This is a genomic window from Microbacterium sp. EST19A (assembly GCF_019969685.1).
In the GTDB taxonomy this organism is placed as follows: domain Bacteria; phylum Actinomycetota; class Actinomycetes; order Actinomycetales; family Microbacteriaceae; genus Microbacterium.
Genome location: NZ_JAHXYZ010000005.1, coordinates 131889 through 150044 on the forward strand (window position 1 = coordinate 131889; position 18156 = coordinate 150044).

At 67.0% G+C, this 18156-nt stretch carries 22 protein-coding genes and 4 tRNA genes; 15 read left to right on the plus strand and 11 right to left on the minus strand.

Annotation, left to right across the window (positions count from 1 at the left end):
* Positions 1–34 precede the first annotated feature (34 nt).
* Both LC452_RS20955 and LC452_RS20960 read right to left on the minus strand, forming a co-directional pair.
* Positions 35–1228 carry a ribonuclease D gene (locus LC452_RS20955; RefSeq protein WP_223628789.1) on the minus strand — a complete coding sequence of 398 codons (1194 nt, stop codon included), beginning with the start codon at positions 1226–1228 and terminating at the stop codon, positions 35–37.
* Positions 1221–1802 (minus strand): DUF3000 domain-containing protein, encoded by a 582-nt coding sequence (locus LC452_RS20960; protein WP_223628791.1) that lies wholly within the window; start codon positions 1800–1802, stop codon positions 1221–1223. Before LC452_RS20960 ends, LC452_RS20955 begins: the two co-directional genes overlap by 8 nt.
* A gap of 25 nt (positions 1803–1827) precedes the next feature.
* On the opposite strand from LC452_RS20960, the gene LC452_RS20965 reads away from it, so the two are divergent.
* Positions 1828–2982, plus strand: a complete 1155-nt coding sequence (locus LC452_RS20965; RefSeq protein WP_223628792.1) for a S9 family peptidase — start codon at positions 1828–1830, stop codon at positions 2980–2982.
* On the opposite strand, the gene LC452_RS20970 is transcribed toward LC452_RS20965, so the two are convergent.
* Positions 2966–3397, minus strand: coding sequence for a SufE family protein (locus LC452_RS20970; protein ID WP_223628793.1), 432 nt, complete (start codon positions 3395–3397; stop codon positions 2966–2968). The genes LC452_RS20965 and LC452_RS20970 overlap by 17 nt on opposite strands.
* A 19-nt stretch (positions 3398–3416) precedes the next feature.
* Positions 3417–4310, minus strand: a complete 894-nt coding sequence (locus LC452_RS20975; protein ID WP_223628794.1) for a sulfurtransferase — start codon at positions 4308–4310, stop codon at positions 3417–3419.
* Between the two features lie 147 nt (positions 4311–4457).
* Between LC452_RS20975 and zapE the strand changes: the two genes are divergently transcribed.
* The 3 genes from zapE to LC452_RS20990 all read left to right on the plus strand — a co-directional run bounded on the left by zapE (position 4458) and on the right by LC452_RS20990 (position 7475).
* Positions 4458–5495 carry a cell division protein ZapE gene (zapE, locus tag LC452_RS20980; protein WP_223628795.1) on the plus strand — a complete coding sequence of 346 codons (1038 nt, stop codon included), beginning with the start codon at positions 4458–4460 and terminating at the stop codon, positions 5493–5495.
* A 134-nt stretch (positions 5496–5629) separates the two neighbouring features.
* Positions 5630–6868 (plus strand): ammonium transporter, encoded by a 1239-nt coding sequence (locus LC452_RS20985; protein WP_223628796.1) that lies wholly within the window; start codon positions 5630–5632, stop codon positions 6866–6868.
* 19 nt (positions 6869–6887) lie between these two features.
* On the plus strand, positions 6888–7475 hold the full coding sequence (locus tag LC452_RS20990; RefSeq protein WP_223628797.1) for a type II toxin-antitoxin system PemK/MazF family toxin: 588 nt from the start codon (positions 6888–6890) through the stop codon (positions 7473–7475).
* Here LC452_RS20990 and LC452_RS20995 read toward each other — a convergent pair.
* The 3 genes from LC452_RS20995 to LC452_RS21005 all read right to left on the minus strand — a co-directional run bounded on the left by LC452_RS20995 (position 7441) and on the right by LC452_RS21005 (position 9893).
* A complete protein-coding gene (locus LC452_RS20995; RefSeq protein WP_223628798.1) occupies positions 7441–8598 on the minus strand; it encodes a DUF1611 domain-containing protein in 1158 nt (385 codons plus the stop codon). The two genes, LC452_RS20990 and LC452_RS20995, sit on opposite strands and share 35 nt — an antisense overlap.
* Positions 8599–8754: 156 nt before the next feature.
* Positions 8755–9195 (minus strand): GIY-YIG nuclease family protein, encoded by a 441-nt coding sequence (locus LC452_RS21000; RefSeq protein ID WP_223628800.1) that lies wholly within the window; start codon positions 9193–9195, stop codon positions 8755–8757.
* 62 nt (positions 9196–9257) lie between these two features.
* Positions 9258–9893 (minus strand): Pr6Pr family membrane protein, encoded by a 636-nt coding sequence (locus LC452_RS21005; RefSeq protein ID WP_223628802.1) that lies wholly within the window; start codon positions 9891–9893, stop codon positions 9258–9260.
* Positions 9894–9985: 92 nt separating this feature from the next.
* Here LC452_RS21005 and LC452_RS21010 point away from each other — a divergent pair, with 92 nt between their 5' ends.
* Positions 9986–11077 carry a sorbosone dehydrogenase family protein gene (locus tag LC452_RS21010; protein ID WP_223628803.1) on the plus strand — a complete coding sequence of 364 codons (1092 nt, stop codon included), beginning with the start codon at positions 9986–9988 and terminating at the stop codon, positions 11075–11077.
* 10 nt (positions 11078–11087) lie between these two features.
* On the opposite strand, the gene LC452_RS21015 is transcribed toward LC452_RS21010, so the two are convergent.
* Positions 11088–12068, minus strand: a complete 981-nt coding sequence (locus LC452_RS21015; RefSeq protein WP_223628806.1) for an RNA polymerase subunit sigma-70 — start codon at positions 12066–12068, stop codon at positions 11088–11090.
* Positions 12069–12188: 120 nt separating this feature from the next.
* Here LC452_RS21015 and LC452_RS21020 point away from each other — a divergent pair, with 120 nt between their 5' ends.
* Complete coding sequence (locus LC452_RS21020) at positions 12189–12800, plus strand: dihydrofolate reductase family protein (protein WP_223628807.1); 612 nt, start codon at positions 12189–12191, stop codon at positions 12798–12800.
* A 243-nt stretch (positions 12801–13043) separates the two neighbouring features.
* Positions 13044–13850, plus strand: coding sequence for a hypothetical protein (locus LC452_RS21025; RefSeq protein ID WP_223628808.1), 807 nt, complete (start codon positions 13044–13046; stop codon positions 13848–13850).
* Here the strand turns inward: LC452_RS21025 and LC452_RS21030 are convergent.
* Positions 13847–14026, minus strand: a complete 180-nt coding sequence (locus tag LC452_RS21030) for a helix-turn-helix domain-containing protein (RefSeq protein WP_223628810.1) — start codon at positions 14024–14026, stop codon at positions 13847–13849. The two genes, LC452_RS21025 and LC452_RS21030, sit on opposite strands and share 4 nt — an antisense overlap.
* Positions 14027–14065: 39 nt before the next feature.
* Between LC452_RS21030 and LC452_RS21035 the strand changes: the two genes are divergently transcribed.
* From LC452_RS21035 to LC452_RS21045, 3 genes are all read left to right on the plus strand, one after another.
* Positions 14066–14332, plus strand: coding sequence for a hypothetical protein (locus LC452_RS21035; RefSeq protein WP_223628811.1), 267 nt, complete (start codon positions 14066–14068; stop codon positions 14330–14332).
* Between the two features lie 432 nt (positions 14333–14764).
* Entirely contained in the window at positions 14765–15292 is a 528-nt protein-coding gene (locus tag LC452_RS21040; RefSeq protein ID WP_223628813.1) for a hypothetical protein, read from the plus strand.
* A gap of 52 nt (positions 15293–15344) precedes the next feature.
* Positions 15345–15866 (plus strand): hypothetical protein, encoded by a 522-nt coding sequence (locus LC452_RS21045; RefSeq protein ID WP_223628815.1) that lies wholly within the window; start codon positions 15345–15347, stop codon positions 15864–15866.
* 258 nt (positions 15867–16124) lie between these two features.
* Here the strand turns inward: LC452_RS21045 and LC452_RS21050 are convergent.
* Positions 16125–16197: transfer RNA gene (locus LC452_RS21050), tRNA-Val, on the minus strand.
* A 150-nt stretch (positions 16198–16347) separates the two neighbouring features.
* On the opposite strand from LC452_RS21050, the gene LC452_RS21055 reads away from it, so the two are divergent.
* The 5 genes from LC452_RS21055 to LC452_RS21075 all read left to right on the plus strand — a co-directional run bounded on the left by LC452_RS21055 (position 16348) and on the right by LC452_RS21075 (position 17344).
* Positions 16348–16419 (plus strand) — tRNA-Gly (locus tag LC452_RS21055).
* A 53-nt stretch (positions 16420–16472) separates the two neighbouring features.
* A tRNA-Cys gene (locus LC452_RS21060) sits at positions 16473–16543 on the plus strand.
* 31 nt (positions 16544–16574) lie between these two features.
* Positions 16575–16646: transfer RNA gene (locus LC452_RS21065), tRNA-Val, on the plus strand.
* A gap of 159 nt (positions 16647–16805) precedes the next feature.
* A complete protein-coding gene (locus tag LC452_RS21070; protein ID WP_223628816.1) occupies positions 16806–17003 on the plus strand; it encodes a hypothetical protein in 198 nt (65 codons plus the stop codon).
* A 68-nt stretch (positions 17004–17071) separates the two neighbouring features.
* Positions 17072–17344, plus strand: a complete 273-nt coding sequence (locus LC452_RS21075; protein ID WP_223628817.1) for a hypothetical protein — start codon at positions 17072–17074, stop codon at positions 17342–17344.
* Between the two features lie 17 nt (positions 17345–17361).
* On the opposite strand, the gene LC452_RS21080 is transcribed toward LC452_RS21075, so the two are convergent.
* On the minus strand, positions 17362–18153 hold the full coding sequence (locus tag LC452_RS21080) for a polyprenol monophosphomannose synthase (protein ID WP_223628819.1): 792 nt from the start codon (positions 18151–18153) through the stop codon (positions 17362–17364).
* Positions 18154–18156 lie beyond the last annotated feature (3 nt).

Here is an 18156-nt window from a genome sequence, read left to right on the forward strand (position 1 = left end):
CCGCAGAAACCGGGAAGAATCGGTTGGATCGAACCTACGAAGCGGGTGCGGGCGTCGTGTCGGGCGTTTGCGCCGCCTCTACAAAGGCATCGGCGATCTTCTGTGCAGTCTGTTCAACCTGCCACGGGCGTGCGCCGAGGGCCGTGAGCGCCGATGCGATGTCGTCGGCGGTCTCGCCGGGCACATCCCACGCGACGCGGCGCAGGAACTCCGGCGTCAGCAGGTTCTCTGTCGGCATCCCCAGTCCCTCCGCCACAGCCTCCACCACGGGCCGCGCGGCCTTGAGCCGGGCATCCGCCTCCGGGTTCCGGTCCGACCAGGCGCGAGGCGGGGGGAGAGTGTCGCTCGGGACGCGCTCACGGGGGAGCTCCTCGGTGGCGCGGCCGTCGACGATGGCCTGCCACCAGCGGTCGAGCTGGGTGCGGCTCGCCCGCCCCTGGAACTCCTTCACACCGGCCAGAGCTTGCTTCGACTGCGGATTCGCCATCACCGCGGCGACGAGCGATCGGTCGGGCACGAGGCGACCGGGCGAGACGTCCTGATCCTGCGCGAAGGACTCACGGGCCTGCCACAGCGACCGTGCGACCGCGAGGTTGCGCGATCCGCGCACCTGATGCAGTCCGCTCAACCGGCGCCACGGGTCCTCGCGTGCAGGTTTGGGGAGGCGCGTGAGGGTGGCGGCGAACTCCTCTGCGGCGAACTCCGTCTTCTCCTGCTCCTCGAGCTCGGCGACGAGCGCATCGCGGACGTCGATCAGGTGCAGCACGTCCAGGGCGGCGTAGTCGAGCCAGGAGTCGGGAAGCGGGCGCGTCGACCAGTCCGACGCGGAGTGCTCCTTCTTCAGCGTGATCCCGAGCGTCTCTTCGACGACGGCGGCGAGGCCGACGCGTTCGTGCCCGAGTAGCCGAGAGGCCAGCTCGGTGTCGAAGATGGACGGGGGCTCCAGGTGCAGCTCGCGGAGCGACGGCAGGTCCTGGCTCGCGGCGTGGAACACCCACTCCGTGTCGCCGATCGCCTCCTGGAGCGGCGAGAAGTCGCCGAGCTCCGGGGGATCGAACAGGAAGACACCCGCGTCTCGCCGGAACACCTGCACCAGGTAGGCGCGCTGGGAGTAGCGGAAGCCGGACGCCCGCTCGACGTCGACGGCGACCGGCCCGGTGCCGGCAGCGAGCACGGCGCACGCCGCGCGGAACTCCTCAGCATCCGCGATCACGGAGTATTCAGTCACGTACAGCCTTTCGCGCGCCGAGCACGGCGATGCCCTCGGAGCCCGGCGGAAGTCCCGCCAGCATTCCGACCAGTTCGGCCCATGCTTCGACGTGCGGTCGGAACGGGCCCTCTGGTGTCCAGGACGCCCGCAATTCTATCTGTGCACCGTCGCCTTCGACGGCGAGGCCGCCGAATCCCTTGGACAGCGTCTTGGTCGACGTGCCGGATGCCGAGTGGTAGACGGCGTCCCGGGAGTCGAGTGCGTCGACCAGCCAGGACCACGTCACGTCCGCCAGCAGGGGATCGGTGCCGATCTCGTTCTCCAGAGGAGCCTGCGCGAAGATCACGATGCGCCACGCTCCACCCCAGGCTCCGGGCTCGTCGGGATCGTGGAGCAGGACGAAGCGGCCCGTGCCGTAGATCGACTCCCCGTCGCCCTCCGGACGCACGTCGGCGGCCAGCGCGATGGCGAACGGCGCCAGGCCTTGAGGCGTCGAGATCTCGCGCACCGTGATGTCGTCGCGGAACGCGGTCTCGCGCAATTCAGCCGTGGCGCTGTCGAAAGGGGTCCCGACCTCGGGATGTGCGGTCACGGCAACAGGCTAGAGTCAGGAGGCGATGAAGAGTCTCAGGCACGCCGTTGCACTCCTTGTCCCCGCGCTGCTCGCACTCGGGGCCGCGCTGTCGTTCCTCGTCTTCGGCGTGGCACGGCGTGTCGTCACCCCGATGCGTCGGCCGATGGACACTCAGATCCTCGCGGTCGACACCGGTGCGCAGACGATAGAGCTGGAGCGCACGGTCAACACCGAGCTGCCCGGTCGATACGGGCTCTTCACGACGGGCACCTACGGCTACGTGAAGCTCGGTGCCGTGCTCAGTGCCGACGCGACCAGTGTGCGGCGCAAGCTGCTGACGAAGATCGAGACGGGCGCGCGTGTGGATCGCGGCGCGGGGTTCAGCGGCTTCTACTACGCCTCCCCGAGCGAACTGCATCTGCCTTGGCAGAACGTTCTCATCGGATCCCCTGCCGGGCCGTGTCCCGCCTGGTACTTCCCGGCGGCGTCCTCGACCTGGGTGATCCAGGTCCACGGCCGGGGCGCTACGCGCGTCGAGTGCCTGAGGGCGGTGCCGGTGCTGCACGCGGCCGGCTTCCCGAACCTCGTCGTGTCGTACCGGAACGACGGGGAGGCGCCGCGCAGTCGGGCGGGTGCCTATGCGCTCGGCACGTCGGAATGGCGTGATGTCGATGCGGCGATCGCCTATGCGCTCCGTCACGGCGCCGAGCGCGTCATCCTGATGGGCTGGTCGATGGGCGGCGCAGTGTCGCTGCAGGCTGCGGTCAGCTCCAGCTACCGCGACCGCATCGTCGGGCTCATCCTGGAGTCTCCGGTGATCGACTGGCGCACCGTGCTGCGGTACCAGGCCCGGATCGCCGGAGTCCGCGCGCCCCTGCCCGAGCTCGCGATGGGCGCGCTCCAGCGTCCGCTCACCGCGCGCATCAGCGGTGCGGACGACGCCATCTCCTTCGACCGCCTGGACATGGTGGCGCGGGCGTCAGAGCTCTCCGCACCGATGCTCATCCTGCACAGCGTGGACGACGGGTTCGTGCCGATCGACTCGTCGTCGGCGCTGCAGGAGGCTCGCCCCGATCTCGTGACCATGCCGGAGTTCAGCGTCGCCCGTCACACGAAGATCTGGAACTACGACCAGGACGGCTGGACGAGGGCGATCACCGACTGGCTCGAGGCGCAGGGGTTCAGCGCTTCTGCCTGACCTGCTTCTTCGCCCGCATCAGCATGCCGGTCATGCCGCCGATCCGCAGCGGTGAGACGGCCTTGGTGAGGCCGATCGACTGCGGGTAGTCGTCGGGGATGGCGAGCACCTCCTCCGACGTGAGCCCGGTGAGGCCCTGCACGAGGATGCTGGCGAACCCGCGCGTCGTCGGAGCCTCTTCCGGCGCCGTCGCATGCATCGTCACGATGTCGTCGTTCACCTCGACGTAGATGTACACCGGCGACTGGCACTCTGCGACGCGCTCGCACATCTCGGGGTGGTTCGCGACCTCTTCGGAGACCGCGGGAAGCTCGTCGGAGTACTCCAGCAGGAGCAGCAGCCGATCCGCTTCGGGCGTCTCGAGGAAGCCGTCGCGGATGTCGGCGAGGATGTCGGGAAGGTCGCTGGCGCTCATCCCTGCCATTCTCACACGGTCAGAGCGAGCCGGGCTCGGCGCCCGTGACGATCGGGACGCGCACGGCGCTGCCCCACTCGGTCCAGGAGCCGTCGTAGTTGCGCACGTTCTCGAAGCCGAGCAGGTGCTTGAGCACGAACCAGGTGTGGCTGGAGCGCTCACCGATGCGGCAGTATGCCACGACGTCGTCGCCGTCCTTCAGCCCGGCACCGTCGCGGTAGATCGCGTCGAGCTCTGCGCGGCTCTTGAAGCCGCCGTCCTCGGCGACGGCCTTCGCCCACGGCACGCTCTGCGCGGTGGGGATGTGGCCGGCGCGCAGAGTGCCCTCCTCCGGATAGGCGGGAGCGGTCGTGCGCTCACCGCTGTACTCCTCGGGGGAGCGCACGTCGATCAGCGGGCTGCCGATGTGGTCGAGCACGTCCTCCTTGTACGCCCGGATGATCGAGTCGTCGCGCTCGACGATCGGGTACTCCGTCGCAGGGCGGTTCGTGGCGTCCCGGGTGACCTCGCGTCCCTCCGAGATCCAGCGGTCGCGTCCGCCGTCGAGCAGGCGCACGTCCTCGTGGTCGAAGAGCGAGAAGACCCAGAGCGCATAGGCGGCCCACCAGTTGTTCTTGTCGCCGTAGATGACCACGGTGTCGTCGCGCGAGATGCCCTTGCGGCTGAGGAGTTCGGCGAACCCCGCACCGTCGACGTAGTCGCGCACGACCGGGTCGTTGAGCTCGGTGTGCCAGTCGACCTTCACCGCGCCCGGGATGTGGCCGGTCTCGTAGAGCAGCACGTCCTCATCGGACTCGACCACGACGAGACCCGGGGTTCCGAGCCGCTCCGCGAGCCATTCGGTGGTCACCAGGCGGCCGGGTTCGGCGTACTCGGCGAACTTGGGGGAGGAGGAATCGATCTCGATGGCCATGGGGTTCTCCGAAGCGTTGAGGGGACGAGGGGGCAGGTGTGGACGGCGTAGTGTTGAGGCGTCCCTTTCGACGATAGATCCCCTTCGGGCGCCCGGCTCCCGATTCGTAAGACTTCGACACAGGCCCGTGCCTGATTCAGGACCGTGATGACCGACACCACCAGCCGCACGGGAATCGTGCACCTCACCGAGCGTCAGCCCGCTGTCAGCGGACCCGAGATGCTCGCGAGTCTGGTGCCGCCGCCGCAGTTCGACACCGCGACCTTCGAGAGCTACCGCGCCGATCCTGCCTATCCCTCGCAGGAGGAGGCCAAGGAGACGCTCATCCGCTTCGCGGGCCGCGGCGGTCCGGTGAAGCGCGGCGGGTTCTTCAGCCGGGGGAAGAAGGAGCCCGAGGTCAAGCCGGGCGTCTACCTCGACGGCGGCTTCGGAGTCGGCAAGACCCACCTTCTCGCGTCGATCTATCACGCGATGCCAGCGCGACGGAAGTACTTCGGCTCGTTCATCGAGTACACCGCTCTGGTCGGGGCCCTCGGCTACAAGAACACGGTCGACCTGCTCAAGGGCGCCGATCTCCTCTGCATCGACGAGTTCGAGCTCGACGATCCGGGCGACACCATGGTCATGACCCGTCTGCTGGGAGAGCTCGTCCCCACCGGGACGCGCCTGGCGGCGACGTCCAACACCCCGCCGAACGCGCTCGGTGAGGGACGCTTCGCCGCTCAGGACTTCCTCCGTGAGATCCACGCGATGTCGGACAGCTTCCAGACGATCCGTATCGACGGCGTGGACTTCCGCCAGCGCGCCCTCGACGGACACGCCGTCGTGCTCGACGACGACGCGTACGCAGCGGCCAGCGAGACGGCGGGGGCTGCCGGCTCGGCATCCGACGACGGGTTCGACGATCTCATCCGTCACCTGGCGCAGGTGCACCCGTCGCGGTACATCCGCGTGATCGACGGACTCACTCAGGTGGGGCTCCGTGGGGTCCGTCAGCTGACCGACCAGTCCGAGGCGCTGCGCTTCGTCGCATTCGTGGATCGCGTGTACGACGCGCAGATCCCGATCATCGCCACGGGCCTCGGCCTGGACTCGGTGTTCTCCGACGAGATGCTCGCCGGCGGATACCGCAAGAAGTACCTGCGCGCCATCTCACGACTGAACGCCCTCACGCATTCTGCGTGACCCTGCAGGCCCGTGTAACGCGATGTTCACACCCAGGACCCTCCTGTAACAGTCACGAAACAAACCTCACCCATGCGCGAAACGGCGCGTCGTCACACTGAAGCTCTCAATTACTTCGGATGTGAGGTTTTCCTATGGATGCTCCCGGCAACATCTCGTGGGCGATCACCGCGACAGCGTTGGTTCTGCTCATGACGCCTGGCGTCGCCTTCTTCTACGGCGGTCTCGTCAAGGCGAAGAGCGTCGTCAGCATGATGATGATGAGCTTCGGCTCGATCGGCCTTGTCGCCGTGCTGTGGATTCTCTTCGGCTTCTCGATGAGTGCCGTCGACAGCCCGACCGCCTTCGCCGGCAACCCGTTCGCCGACTTCGGCCTCTCGAGCCTCGCCTCGGGTGAGGGTTCGAACGTCGCCCTGCTCGGCGTCGCCTACGGCGCCACCTTCGCGATCATCACGGTCGCACTGATCTCCGGCGCCATCGCCGACCGCGCGAAGTTCGGCAGCTGGCTGATCTTCGCCGGTGTCTTCGCCACCGTCGGCTACTTCCCGGTCGCCGCATGGGTCTGGGGCGGCGGTTGGATCATGAACCTCGGCACCACCCTCTTCGGTGAAGAGAGCGGCATCGGCGTCATCGACTACGCCGGTGGTACCGCGGTGCACATCAACGCGGGTGCTGCCGCTCTCGCCCTGGCGATCGTCCTCGGCAAGCGCATCGGCTTCCAGAAGGGCATCCTCAAGCCGCACAACGTGCCGCTGACGCTCCTCGGTGCTGCGCTGCTGTGGTTCGGCTGGTTCGGCTTCAACGCCGGTGCGGAGTGGCTCGCCGAGGACATGGGCGGCGTCGGACTCATCGGTCTCAACACGCTCGGTGCGACGGCCGCGGCCATCCTCGGCTGGATCCTGATCGAGAAGATCAAGGACGGCAAGCCCACCTCGGTCGGTGCGGCATCCGGTGCGGTCGCGGGTCTCGTCGCGATCACCCCGGCCTGCGCCAACCTGACGCCCGGTTGGGCCCTGCTGCTCGGTGCCGTCGCCGGTGTCGTCTGCGCCCTCGCGGTCGAGCTGAAGTTCCGCCTCGGCTTCGACGACTCGCTCGACGTGGTCGGCATCCACCTCGTCGGCGGTGTCATCGGAACCCTGTACCTCGGCTTCTTCGCCACCGACACCGGCCTGTTCGTCGGCGGTGACGCCCGTCAGCTCGCCGTCCAGGTGATCGCCGCCTTCGGCGTCCTGATCTACTCCTTCGTGGTCGCCTTCATCATCGGCTTCGCGATCGAGAAGACCATCGGCTTCCGTGTCACGAACGAAGACGAGATCGCCGGTGTCGACTCGGTCGTCCACGGCGAGGAGGGCTACGCGCTCACCGACGCGTGACAGCGGTTAGGGTGACCGTGTGAGCAACACCGACGGCATCCTGGCAGCACTCGCGAAGATCCTGCAGAAGGCTCTCGGATCGAACCGGGCGTCTCGGACGAATCGTCCGAGACGCCCGGTTGCGCGTGTGCGGCCCTCCGGGGCGGCACCGACGGCCTCGAGTGCCCGACAGGAGGACCGGGGGAGCAGCGGCGGCACCGCGACGATCCGCATCGACCCGGACAGCATCGACCGCCTGCAGGTCGCCTACGCTCCGGAGCGCGACGGTGCACCGGATGCCGGGGAGATCGTCTGGACCTGGGTGCCGTACGAGGAGAACGACGGCCGCGGCAAGGATCGACCGGTGCTCGTCATCGGGCGCGAGTCGGCGGATCGCGTCTACGCGGTGCGCATGACCAGCAAGGCGCACGACGGCGACCGGGACTTCCTCACCATCGGATCCGGAGCGTGGGATTCACAGGGACGAGAGTCCTGGGTCGACATCGAGCAGCTCTACAGCGTGCACGAGGACGGCCTCCGGAGGGAGGCCGCCGTCCTGGACCGCAGGCTCTACGACAGGGTCGTGGGTGCGCTCACACGCCGCTACGGGTGGGCTGCAGCGGGCTGAGCGCCGGGAACGCCTGCAGCACCATCTCGACGAGCTCGGTCAGCGGACGTGTCAGCGGATCCGTGGCCGGAAGGCCCAGGCTCAGTTCGATCTCGTCGATGGCCGTGCCGAGCTGATCCGCCGAGAGGTTCTCGTGGTTCACCGTGATCCCGATGACTCGCGTGTCTGCGAAGGCTTCGATCAGGGCGACTTCGCTCTCGACGGTGGGCATGGCCACCATCGGGAAGTCGCCGAGCACCTTGCGCCCCGGGGCGTGCTGCACGATGACACCGGCGGGCTGGCTGCCGCGGAGGATGTGCGCCGACGTGATGTAGGCGGGGTGGCTGAGCGCGCCCTGACCCTCGACGATGATGACGTCGGGATCCTCGCCCTCGAACGCGGCGACGACCTGGTTCTCGACCTCGCCCGAGCAGAACTGCGGCACGAGTGCGTCCAGCGCCACGCCGTACTTGCCGCCCTGGATGATCGTGGTCTGTCCGGTGCCGACCATCACGGCGTGGATGCCGTGCTCGTTCAGCGCGCGCACGAGCAGCGTCGCGGTCGTGCGCTTGCCGATGGCGCCGTCGGTGCCGAGGATGGCGATGCGCGGGCAGGTGACGTCGAAGATCCGGCCCGAGAAGAGGTGAAGGTCCTTCTTCTCCTTCGGGCGGCGGATGTCGGTGATCGTGACGCCGGCGAGCAGGCTCGCGGCGACGAACTCCGCGTCATCCGTCAGGAACTCGTGGAGGCCGTTGATGATGTGCATCCCGCGGGCGATGCCGTCGAGCAGCACGGTGCGCTGGTCGGCGGAGAGCAGGCCGTCGGCCGGCGCCACTCCGCAGATCAGGTAGTCCGGCACGAAGCCCGCGTGGGCGATCGCCGACGTGAGACCGTCGAGGACCGGGATGCCGACGGCCGCACCGTCGAGCAGCATTCCGGCATCGGCGCCCGCGTGCGTGCTGTCGATGACGCTGAGGATGTCGTACTTCTCGGAATGGCGGACCAATCCGTTGGCCGTCTTGCCGTCCTGCTCGCCGAACTGGCCTTCGCAGTAGATCACGGCGGTGGTGCCGACGGGCAGCGGGATCGGCTCGGCCCACGCATGCGTGACGGTCGGATCGACGGGCAGGGCTGGGTGAGACATGGCTCTCCTCGGACTCGCACAGAGGAGGCGACGGAGAACGAAATGGCCGAAACGGCCCGTTGGTCGACAAGAAGTCTTCCCTGACGCCGGCGAGCTGCCGGCCTCCTCACCGTAGCAGGGTGGCCTGGGACCCAGCCGCGAGCGACCGGATCGCCGTCACCCGGGGAGATCTTCCCCGCGCAGGGCACCGCTCAGCCAGCGGGCGTAGAGCTGCCACGGTTCGCCCGCCGCCCGTATCCCGGAGACGTGCGCGCGGAGGTCGTCCGTCAGGGTGAACCACTCTCCGCCTTCCCGGATCGTGGCGAACTCACGATGCCGGCGCTGCTCGAGGTCTCTGCCGCCGCGCTCGAACGCCAGCAGTTCGTGGTGCAGGATGCGCGTCAGCCGCTGGCGGGGGCTCCGGCTCGTGCCGATCTTCACTCGGCGGTCGTAGCGCAGGTAGTACACGACATCGACCCGGGGGAGCGGCAGGTCGTCATCGGGCACGTCACCGAACCGCCATCCGCACGCGTCGCAGATCCACGCTTCGCCGACCCGCGTGCCCGACAGCCCTCCGCAGAGACGGCAGGGCCCGGGGAGCGCGTGGTTCGACCGCATGGACGCACGCTACGCGCGGGGTCGGACACGGAGGTCGGGTCGGATCGCGGAGGGTGCGCGCCTCACGCCGTCCGGTGGAGGGAACGATGGCGCAGGTTGCCCACCCATCGGATGACCACCGCGAGCACGAAGAACGCCACCACGAGCACGAGGCACCAGACGACGACCCCGCCGTATCCGCCGGAGACGTTCGGGTTGAAGAACGGGTAGGGGTAGAAGCCGTCGATCGCTCCCCGCACCACGGAGAAGATCGAGTACGCGGCAGGCCAGATCATCCACCACAGGGCGACCCGGAAGGGAAGATGCCGACGCGGGGCCCAGATCAGCCAGTCGACGACGCCGGCGACCGGCACGATCATGTGCACGACGACGTTCACCCACGGGATCAGCTCCCCGAGATCGGTGTCGGCGAGGATCGTGTTGAACACGATGCCGACGAAGGCGATGTAGACGACCGCGCCGCCGCGGATCGCGACATCGGAATCCGAGGGATCCTTGCGGCCGGAGATCAGTCGCAGTGCGCTCACGATGAACACGATGGAGATCATGATGTTCGACAGGTTCGTGAAGTAGCAGAAGAAGTTGACGATGCTGTGCCCCTGGGGGACGGTCACGGCGAAGAACTGGACCCCGACCGCCACGAGCGAGAGAGCAGCGAAGAAGAGCCGGAACGCGATGGCGGCAGTGCGCGATTTCATGGCACAAACGTAGCGGGATGGCGGCATCCGCTCCCGGAACCACACGAAACTTGGCAGACTCGGTGCAGGTGTTCTCGGCGGAGGGGTCGCAGATGAACGGATTCGCGCGGTATTCCGGCATGGTGGTGACGATCGTCGCGGTCTCCGCAGTCCTCACCGCGTGCACGGTCGGTACGGCCGTGGATCCCGGAGTGCCAGACCGCTCGAACCCTTCGGTCGAGGTGACGGGAGACGCGGAGGTCATCGCCGAAGGTCTCGCGGTGCCGTGGTCGATCGCCTTCCACGGCGACGTCGCCCTGATCAGCGAACGTGACACCGCGCGCATCATCGAGCTGTCCGCAGACGGCACCGCACGCGAGGTGGGCGTCATCGACGGCGTCGCACCGCGTGGCGAGGGCGGGCTGCTGGGCATCGCCGTCTACGAGGACGATCTCTATGCCTACTTCACTTCGGCATCGGGCAATCGCATCGAACGGTACGAGCTGATGGGGCAACCGGGAGAGCTGCGGCTCGGGTCATCCGAATCCGTGCTCACGGGACTCGAGGCTGCGGGTAACCACAACGGCGGCCGCATCGCCTTCGGGCCCGACGGCATGCTCTACGCCACGGTGGGAGACGCCGGTCAGCCGTCGCGGGCGCAGGATCTCGACTCGCTGTCCGGGAAGATCCTCCGCCTCACTCCGGACGGCGACGTGCCCGATGACAATCCCTTCGAGGGCTCGCCGGTCTTCAGCTACGGGCACCGCAATCCCCAGGGCATCGCCTGGGACGACGAGGGAACTCTCTTTGCCAGCGAATTCGGGCAGGACACCTGGGACGAACTGAACATCGTCGAGCCGGGCGGGAACTATGGCTGGCCGGAGGTCGAGGGCATCGCGGATCGTGACGGCTTCGTCGATCCCGTGCAGCAGTGGCACCCGGACGAGGCGAGTCCCAGCGGCATCGCGGTCACCGGCGGGGCGGTGTTCGTGGCGAATCTCCGAGGGGAACGGCTGCGGGAGGTGCCTCTCGGCAATGTCGCCGTGGCCGCCGAGCACTACGTCGGAGAGTTCGGGCGTCTGCGTGACGTCGTGGTCGCACCGGATGGGGCGCTGTGGGTGCTCACGAACAACCGAGACGGGCGGGGGTCGCCGATCGAAGCTGACGACCGGGTGCTGCGCGTTCCGCTCGATTCGGCCGACTGACGCACTGCGATCAACGGGCCGGACCCGACCACTCCGCGACGAGCGACGGTTCGATGAACGTCGCAATCCAGGTGATCTGTCCGTCATCCGCATGGATGACCATGACGGCCGCGGGACGGTAGGCGTCGTCCTGCCACTGATGGCCGAGCAGCGCGGGGTGGCCGTTGACGTCGCCCAGCGGCTCGAGGCGCCACGGTGTCGCGAGGACGCGCTCCGCGAGGAATGCGCGAACGTCCTGTCGGCCGTCGAACCACGCGGGGAGTGGCGGCATGGTGAAGCGGACGTCGTCGGCGAGGAGTTCGACGATCGTGACGATGTCCGATGCCGCGAATGCGTCGGAGAATCGCCGCACGGCATCCCGATCGGCGGCGGTCGCCGACGTCGCACGCGTCGGTGCCGACTCATTGCCCGCACTCGAGGCTGCAAGCGTCACTCGGGCGCGCTGGAGGGCACTGTTCACGGCGGCCGTGGTGGTCTCGAGAGCCGCCGCCGTCTCGGCGGAGGAGTAGCCGAGCACGTCTTTCAGCACGACGGTGGCGCGCTGCAACGGAGGCAGCAGCTGCAGCGCCGACATCCAGGCGAGTTCGATGTGCTCGCGGCGTTCCACCGCGCGTGCGGGGTCGGGATCGCGGAACGGCTCGATCCAGGGGCCACCGGACGGGGGTCCGAGTGGTGCGGCGGGATCGTGCGCCTCGCCGGCATCCCACGACAGCATGCGAGGTCCGCGACGTTCGGCGAAGCGCATCGCCACGCGGGTGGTGAGACGGTACAGCCAGGGTCGCAGCGCGCCCGGTTCGCGGAGTGTGTCGAGAGCGCGCCAGGCGGTGAGCAGCGCCTCCTGGAGTGCGTCCTCGGCGTCGGAGGAGCTGCCGAGGAGGCGGTACGCATGCACGAGGAGTTCGCGGCGGTGCGGGGCGATGACGCGCTCGAACGCTCGGCCGTCTCCGGATGCCGCAGCGGTCAGATTCACCGCGCCGTCGAGGTCACTCATGCGACCTGATTCTGCCCCATCGGTGCGGGCGGCCCGAAGAATCTTTCCGCGCACCGATGAATTCGTGGTCGACGACGTCTCTCTACTGGTGAACCGACTCACCGAAAGGGAATCACCATCATGCGCAAGGTCATCGTGAACAACATCGTCTCCGTCGACGGCTTCTACTCGGCCGCTGACGGGAACCCGCTCGTCCTGAACATGGATGCCGCATTCGACCGGGAGAACCTCGCCTCGATCGAGGCCGCCGGAACCGTGCTTCTGGGACGGAACTCGTTCGAAGGCTTCAGCCAGTACTGGCCGTTCGTCGCGGATGCGCCGGCGGCCGAGGACCCGGAGTCGCCGGAGGGGCGGGCGCTCGACGACGTGAACCGTGCCATCAGCCGCCGATACTCGGCCGTGCCGAAGGTGGTCGTCAGCGACCAGGGTGCGGTGCCCGCCGAGAACGCCTGGCATGACAGCACCACGGTCATCGGTCGGAGTGAGGCGCTCGACTGGATCGCCGCCGAGCGTCTCCGGGGCGAGGGAGACATCGCGATCTTCGCGAGTCGCACCCTGTGGAACGTGCTCGCTCAGGCGGGTGTGATCGACGAGTTGCGGATCATGATCAGTCCCGATGCGCTCGGAGTCGGTGTGCCGCTCTGGGATTCTCCGATGCCGCTGGAACTCCTTGAGGCGCGCACGTTCGAGGACTCCGGCAACGTGCAGCTGCGGTACGCGCCGCGGGCGTGATGCGTCGCAGGTGCGAGCCGAGAAAGAGTGATGTGGTGGGCGATACCGGACTCGAACCGATGACCTCTTCCGTGTGAATCAAGTGCGACCCGTCCGGCTAGCTCCGGATGAATGCTGATAGAGCGTGATTCGTTGGGGAGAGCCCGTCCAATGATCTGGGTGGATGCGGCCCAGTACTGCCCATTCCTGTTCCGTGTGCACACACTCCCGCTCACACGGACGTGTCGCCGATAGAGTGCACGCATGAACTTGGCCAGACTGCATATGATGATCGCCTTGTTCCGTTGGGACGGTTGGCCGAATGCTGCGGAATGGCAAGCCTTCTGGGCGTTCGTAACCGCTACGATCGCCCTCGTCGCCGCGATCATCGCGCTCCGGCAATATCGAATCTCGGTGAACAGCCGGCTCGAGCAGGCGCGGCCGTTCGTCGTGGTTGACTTCCGGTTCCTGGGTGCTCTGTATGCATGTATTGACGTCTCGAATGCCGGACAGACAGCCGCTCGCAACATCCGGTTTGAGTGGAGCGAGCGCCCCATCGCGTTGGACGAGAGAAGTCAGGAGGCTCTCGATCGCGCCATGGTCGACGGCAGTATCCCGTTCTTGGCCCCGGGGCGAAAGATCAGCTACATGCTGAACCGTTATGACGATGACCAGAACCCAACTGATCTGCCGCGCCGATTCGAAGTCAAGGCGATCTACGACGGACCCGCCGGCGAATCGTGGGACAGCGAGAGCGTTCTCGACGTGGATCAGTGGGCGGCGACTCTCGTAGAGCGCGACCGTTATGCCGACGTCACCAGTCAACTCAAGAAGCTCGTGGCGGCTGCACATAACCAGAAGGAGGCCGACGAGGCCCTGACTCGCGCTGCGGACTCGATCAACGTGCACCTCGAGGCGGGATTCCGAGTTCAGACCGCCCGGCAGCGGATGCAAGAGGAGCGCGAAGCTCGCTGGAAGACGCAGGAGGAGCGTAGCGCGCGTCTATTCGGAGCGTCGGCGAGTGAGCCGCAGGTCGATGCGTCGACGGACGCTGAGGAGTCGGCCGGCTAGCGTCGGCGGGCACGAACATAGTCCGTGAGGTCGCTCTCGGCCACACGCTGGTTCTTGCGCGTATCGCCGAGTTCGACGACAGGGATCTCACCGCGCCTGATGCGCTCGTAGACCCAATCGATTCCGACGCCGAGGATCTCGGCGACCTCGGCCACCTTCAACAGTCTGTCCTGCACTCTCACCACGCTACGGCCGTCGAGGTGCAAGATGAACAGATGAACGCCCAGAGCGACCCCGACCACGACCTCGCGTTGTGGGCCATCGCCGAGAAGCTCCGAACCATCGAAAACGTCGCGGACTCGCGCGAGGAGCACTTCCAAGTCCTCGCGGCGATCGCTGAGGCGTGCTGGTGGATTGCATCCCTCGATGAGCGACTCGGAGGCACGGAGAAGACGCCGTACGCGAGGGCGAGGGCGAGGGATGCGGACGCCGGCGGGGCTGTGATCCCGGGGCTTCGGTGGGCTCGGAACCGTCACCCATGACCTGATCTCCACGGGAGGCGGACACGTGCATCCATTTGTGTCTGAGGAGCCCCGCGGAGTGTTCTACATCTCCAAGGCCTACAGGTGGCGCACGGTGGAGTCGATGAACCTCACCGGCAACAGTGCGACGCGCGGCTGTATCGAGCGGGAGAGGTACGTCGATACTCTCGTGGGTGAGGAGGTCCACCAATCGCTAGAAGCTGCGCGCGCGTGGCTCATTGAGGCTTGTCGCGACCGTCGGCATCCCGTCTAACTGAACAGGGAGTGCGCCCCGGTGGAGGCGATCGCCGGGTTCTGGGGGAGCACGTCGCAGAAAAGGCCAGGAGCCGCAGCGCACCCCCGGCCGTGCGAACGCTGAGCCAACGGCGGCGGCGTGAAAGGCCGCGCTCAGGCATCGCGTCGGGAAGTACTGCGGGCCGATACGATCGCGCCATGGAAGAGCAACTCCCGGCACTGTTCATCAACTTCGCCCTGCTCGTCGTGAGCGGTATCGGGGCCGTCGTCGCGGTCGTGCAGGCGCGCGCTGCGCTGCGAGACGCCGGCAAGGCGGAGACCGCGCGAGACGAGGCGATTTCTGCACAGAAGGCGTCAGCTGTGGCGCTCGAAGACGCGAACCGCATCGCAGCCGATGCTCGCGACCTGCTGCGCAGGCAAGATGCCCGCGACACCGAACGGCACGACGTGCGGTGGGAGCCAATTTGGCAGGAGAGCACCGGAAAGTGGATCCTCGGGAACCGTGGTCAAGACACTGCCTTCGACGTCCGCATGGTGACAGACGCGACAGTCATCGGTGAAGAGGCACATGAGGAGGCGGAGGTGCCTCCGCGCTCTGGTCTATCCATCCAGTTGCCCGCCCGGTTCATCGGCACCGGGCACACTCCCATCGTCGATTGGCGAGTCGAATGGCGCACCCCGCTCGGCTCAAATCTCGACGACAGCGGACGGTGGCCGGTGACCTGAGGTGTCTGAACCGACGCGTACGCTTCCGATCACACACGAAAGGAAGTGCACGATGAGAGTTGACGAGCGCCTCGGGCGGATCTCGAATGATCTCGACTATGCGGTGCGGAACGGTGCGTTCGCTGATGTGCCCGTGAAAGGGGAAAGCTACGCCAAGTGGTACGCACGGCTGCTGAGTACGCTCACCCTAATCGTCGGCGACATGAAGGTCCTGTACTCGCAGACCACGTATGACCCGGCAGAGCCGGGCAATCATGCTCGGACAGTGCTGTTCACGGGGAGTCGAGTGATCGTGGTCGACATCGCCGACGTCCTACAGGACGACACGGAGGTGCGGACGCGCATCCTTCCGCGTAAGAGCCTCGAAGCGATCGACGTCGCCGCCGGGATGCGCATCGATACGCGAGGGTCGGAATCGTACGGCTGGCCGGGTGAGCTGACGATCACAGCCCACTACCCGGGGCTCGACGGTAGCGTGAAGATTTCTGGGCCCGGCGTGGAATCGTACAAGGTGGACCAGCCAGCACCGATCATGGCCCTGCTCGAAACTATGCAGAACGATCTAACCGCGTGACGAGCGGTGGGACGGCGCACACAAAGCGCTGCGCCGTCCCACCGTGTTGTCAGCTCTTGATCTCGACGGTGCGCCCCAAGCCTGCAGCCTGCACAGCCTCGACCAGCGCCAAGCGGACCTTCTTAGGGATCCTCGCCGGAACATGATTGACGCCCGCGACGTGGACATAGTGGGCTTCCATTCCGTAGAGGCACCTGACGGCGAAACGACGGAGGCCCGGAATCCGCTACTCGCGCGTGATTCCGGGCCTTCTGGCTGTGGGCGATACCGGACTCGAACCGATGACCTCTTCCGTGTGAAGGAAGCGCGCTACCAACTGCGCCAATCGCCCATACCTGTGGGGTACGTCAACAGATACTACCTGACGCTCAGGCGCCGCGAGGACCACCCCGGCGGACACGCGCGGGATTCGATTCCGGTTTGGACCCTCGCCGATCTTCGGCTAATGTTTCATGAGTGCCCGGGTCAACCGGGAACGAATGCGGATGTAGCGCAGTGGTAGCGCATCACCTTGCCAAGGTGAGGGTCGCGAGTTCGAATCTCGTCATCCGCTCGAGTGCAGTGAGTTTCTCTTGGAGACTCGAAGCACGTGGGGTCAATCCACACGGTGGCGTGGCCGAGCGGCTAGGCACCGGCCTGCAAAGCCGTTTACACGGGTTCGAATCCCGTCGCCACCTCGTCGCAGACAAAACTGAAAAGCCTGTACAGGCGCGATTGGCGCAGCGGTAGCGCGCTTCCCTGACACGGAAGAGGTCACTGGTTCGATCCCAGTATCGCGCACAGACAAACCCCCGGTTTTCCGGGGGTTTTTTCGTGTCCCGGGACGGCTGGGGTGCGGGGCCCTCGTTCTTCGGCGACACGCGTCGACACGAGTAGCCAAAAGCGCCTCCGCAGTGCAAGGCCCAGATCGGCGCCGGCGAACCGCACTACGGTGTGGGCATGGCGGATGCGAAGAACTCTGATGAAGGCATGGTCCCCTACACGATCGGCGGTGTCGTGGGGGGAATCCTGCTCGGCGTGGTGGTCGGGCTCCTGGTTCCCTCGATCGGCGTCGGCTTCGGAATCGGAATCGGAATGGCGGTCGGCATCACGGTCGGTGTCATCATCTGGATCATCCGCCGGCAGCCTCGCCGCTGAGGCGGGAGCACGAGGGTCTCTTCGTGTCCGCGCGCGTGTGCATCTGCACCCTCGCCTAGGCTGTTCCCATGCTCGCTGCCCTGATCCGCCCCGCCGAACGGCAGACCGCGACCGTCGAGGGGACCGAGATCCCTGAGCTCCGCTCGCAGCTGCTCGCACAGGCTCCGGCCGGCTGGGACATGGCCTCCGCGCACGTGGAGATGAGGCCCGGCGGCATCCGGATCGTCGAGGGTCGCTTCCAGCGGCGCGACGAACCGACCACGATCGAAGCCGATGACATGGCGGCCCTCGAAGCGAAGGTCCCCGAGGGGTGGCAGATGCTCTCGGTGTGGCGCAGCTGACGGCATCCGCTCAAGGATCAGGGGCGCACAGGCGGCAGCATCCGGTGCGACAGGGCCCGTACTGAACGCAGCCGCCGTCCGTGCCGAAGAAGCATGCCGATCGCCGACAGGCGGCGGCGCATTCCCCACCACGTCACCAGGGCGAGCGACTCCGACACGATCGAGCCGCTCATCTTCGACTCGCCGTGCACGCGCTCGACGAAGGTGATCGGAACCTCGACGACGCGCAGTCCGCGCTCGAGCGCCCGCCACAGCAGGTCGACCTGGAAGCAGTAGCCCTGCGATGCGACGTTCGACAGGTCGATGCGCCGCAGCGCGGCCGCGCTGAACACCCGGTATCCGCCCGTGGAATCACGCACGTCGATCCCCAGAGCCAGACGCGCATACAGGTTGCCGCCCCTGCTGAGGATCTCGCGGTGGCGCGACCAGTTGAGAACGCGCCCACCCGGCACCCAGCGCGAGCCGAGCACGAGATCGTGGTCGATGAGCTGGTCCACGAGCTTCGGCAGCGCCTCCGGCTGATGCGACCCGTCCGCGTCCATCTCGACGAGAGCCCAGTAGTCCCGCTCGAGGCCCCACGCGAATCCCGCCAGGTACGCTCCGCCGAGCCCGTTCTTCTCGGAGCGGTGCAGCACATGCACCTCGGGGTGACGCGTCGCGAGGTCGTCGGCCAGGTCACCGGTTCCATCCGGTGAGGAGTCGTCGACGACCAGTATGTCGACGTCGGTCGCGGCGAGAACGCGGCCGACGATCGCCTCGAGGTTCTCGATCTCGTTGTAGGTCGGGATGATGACGAGTGTCTCGTTCATGAG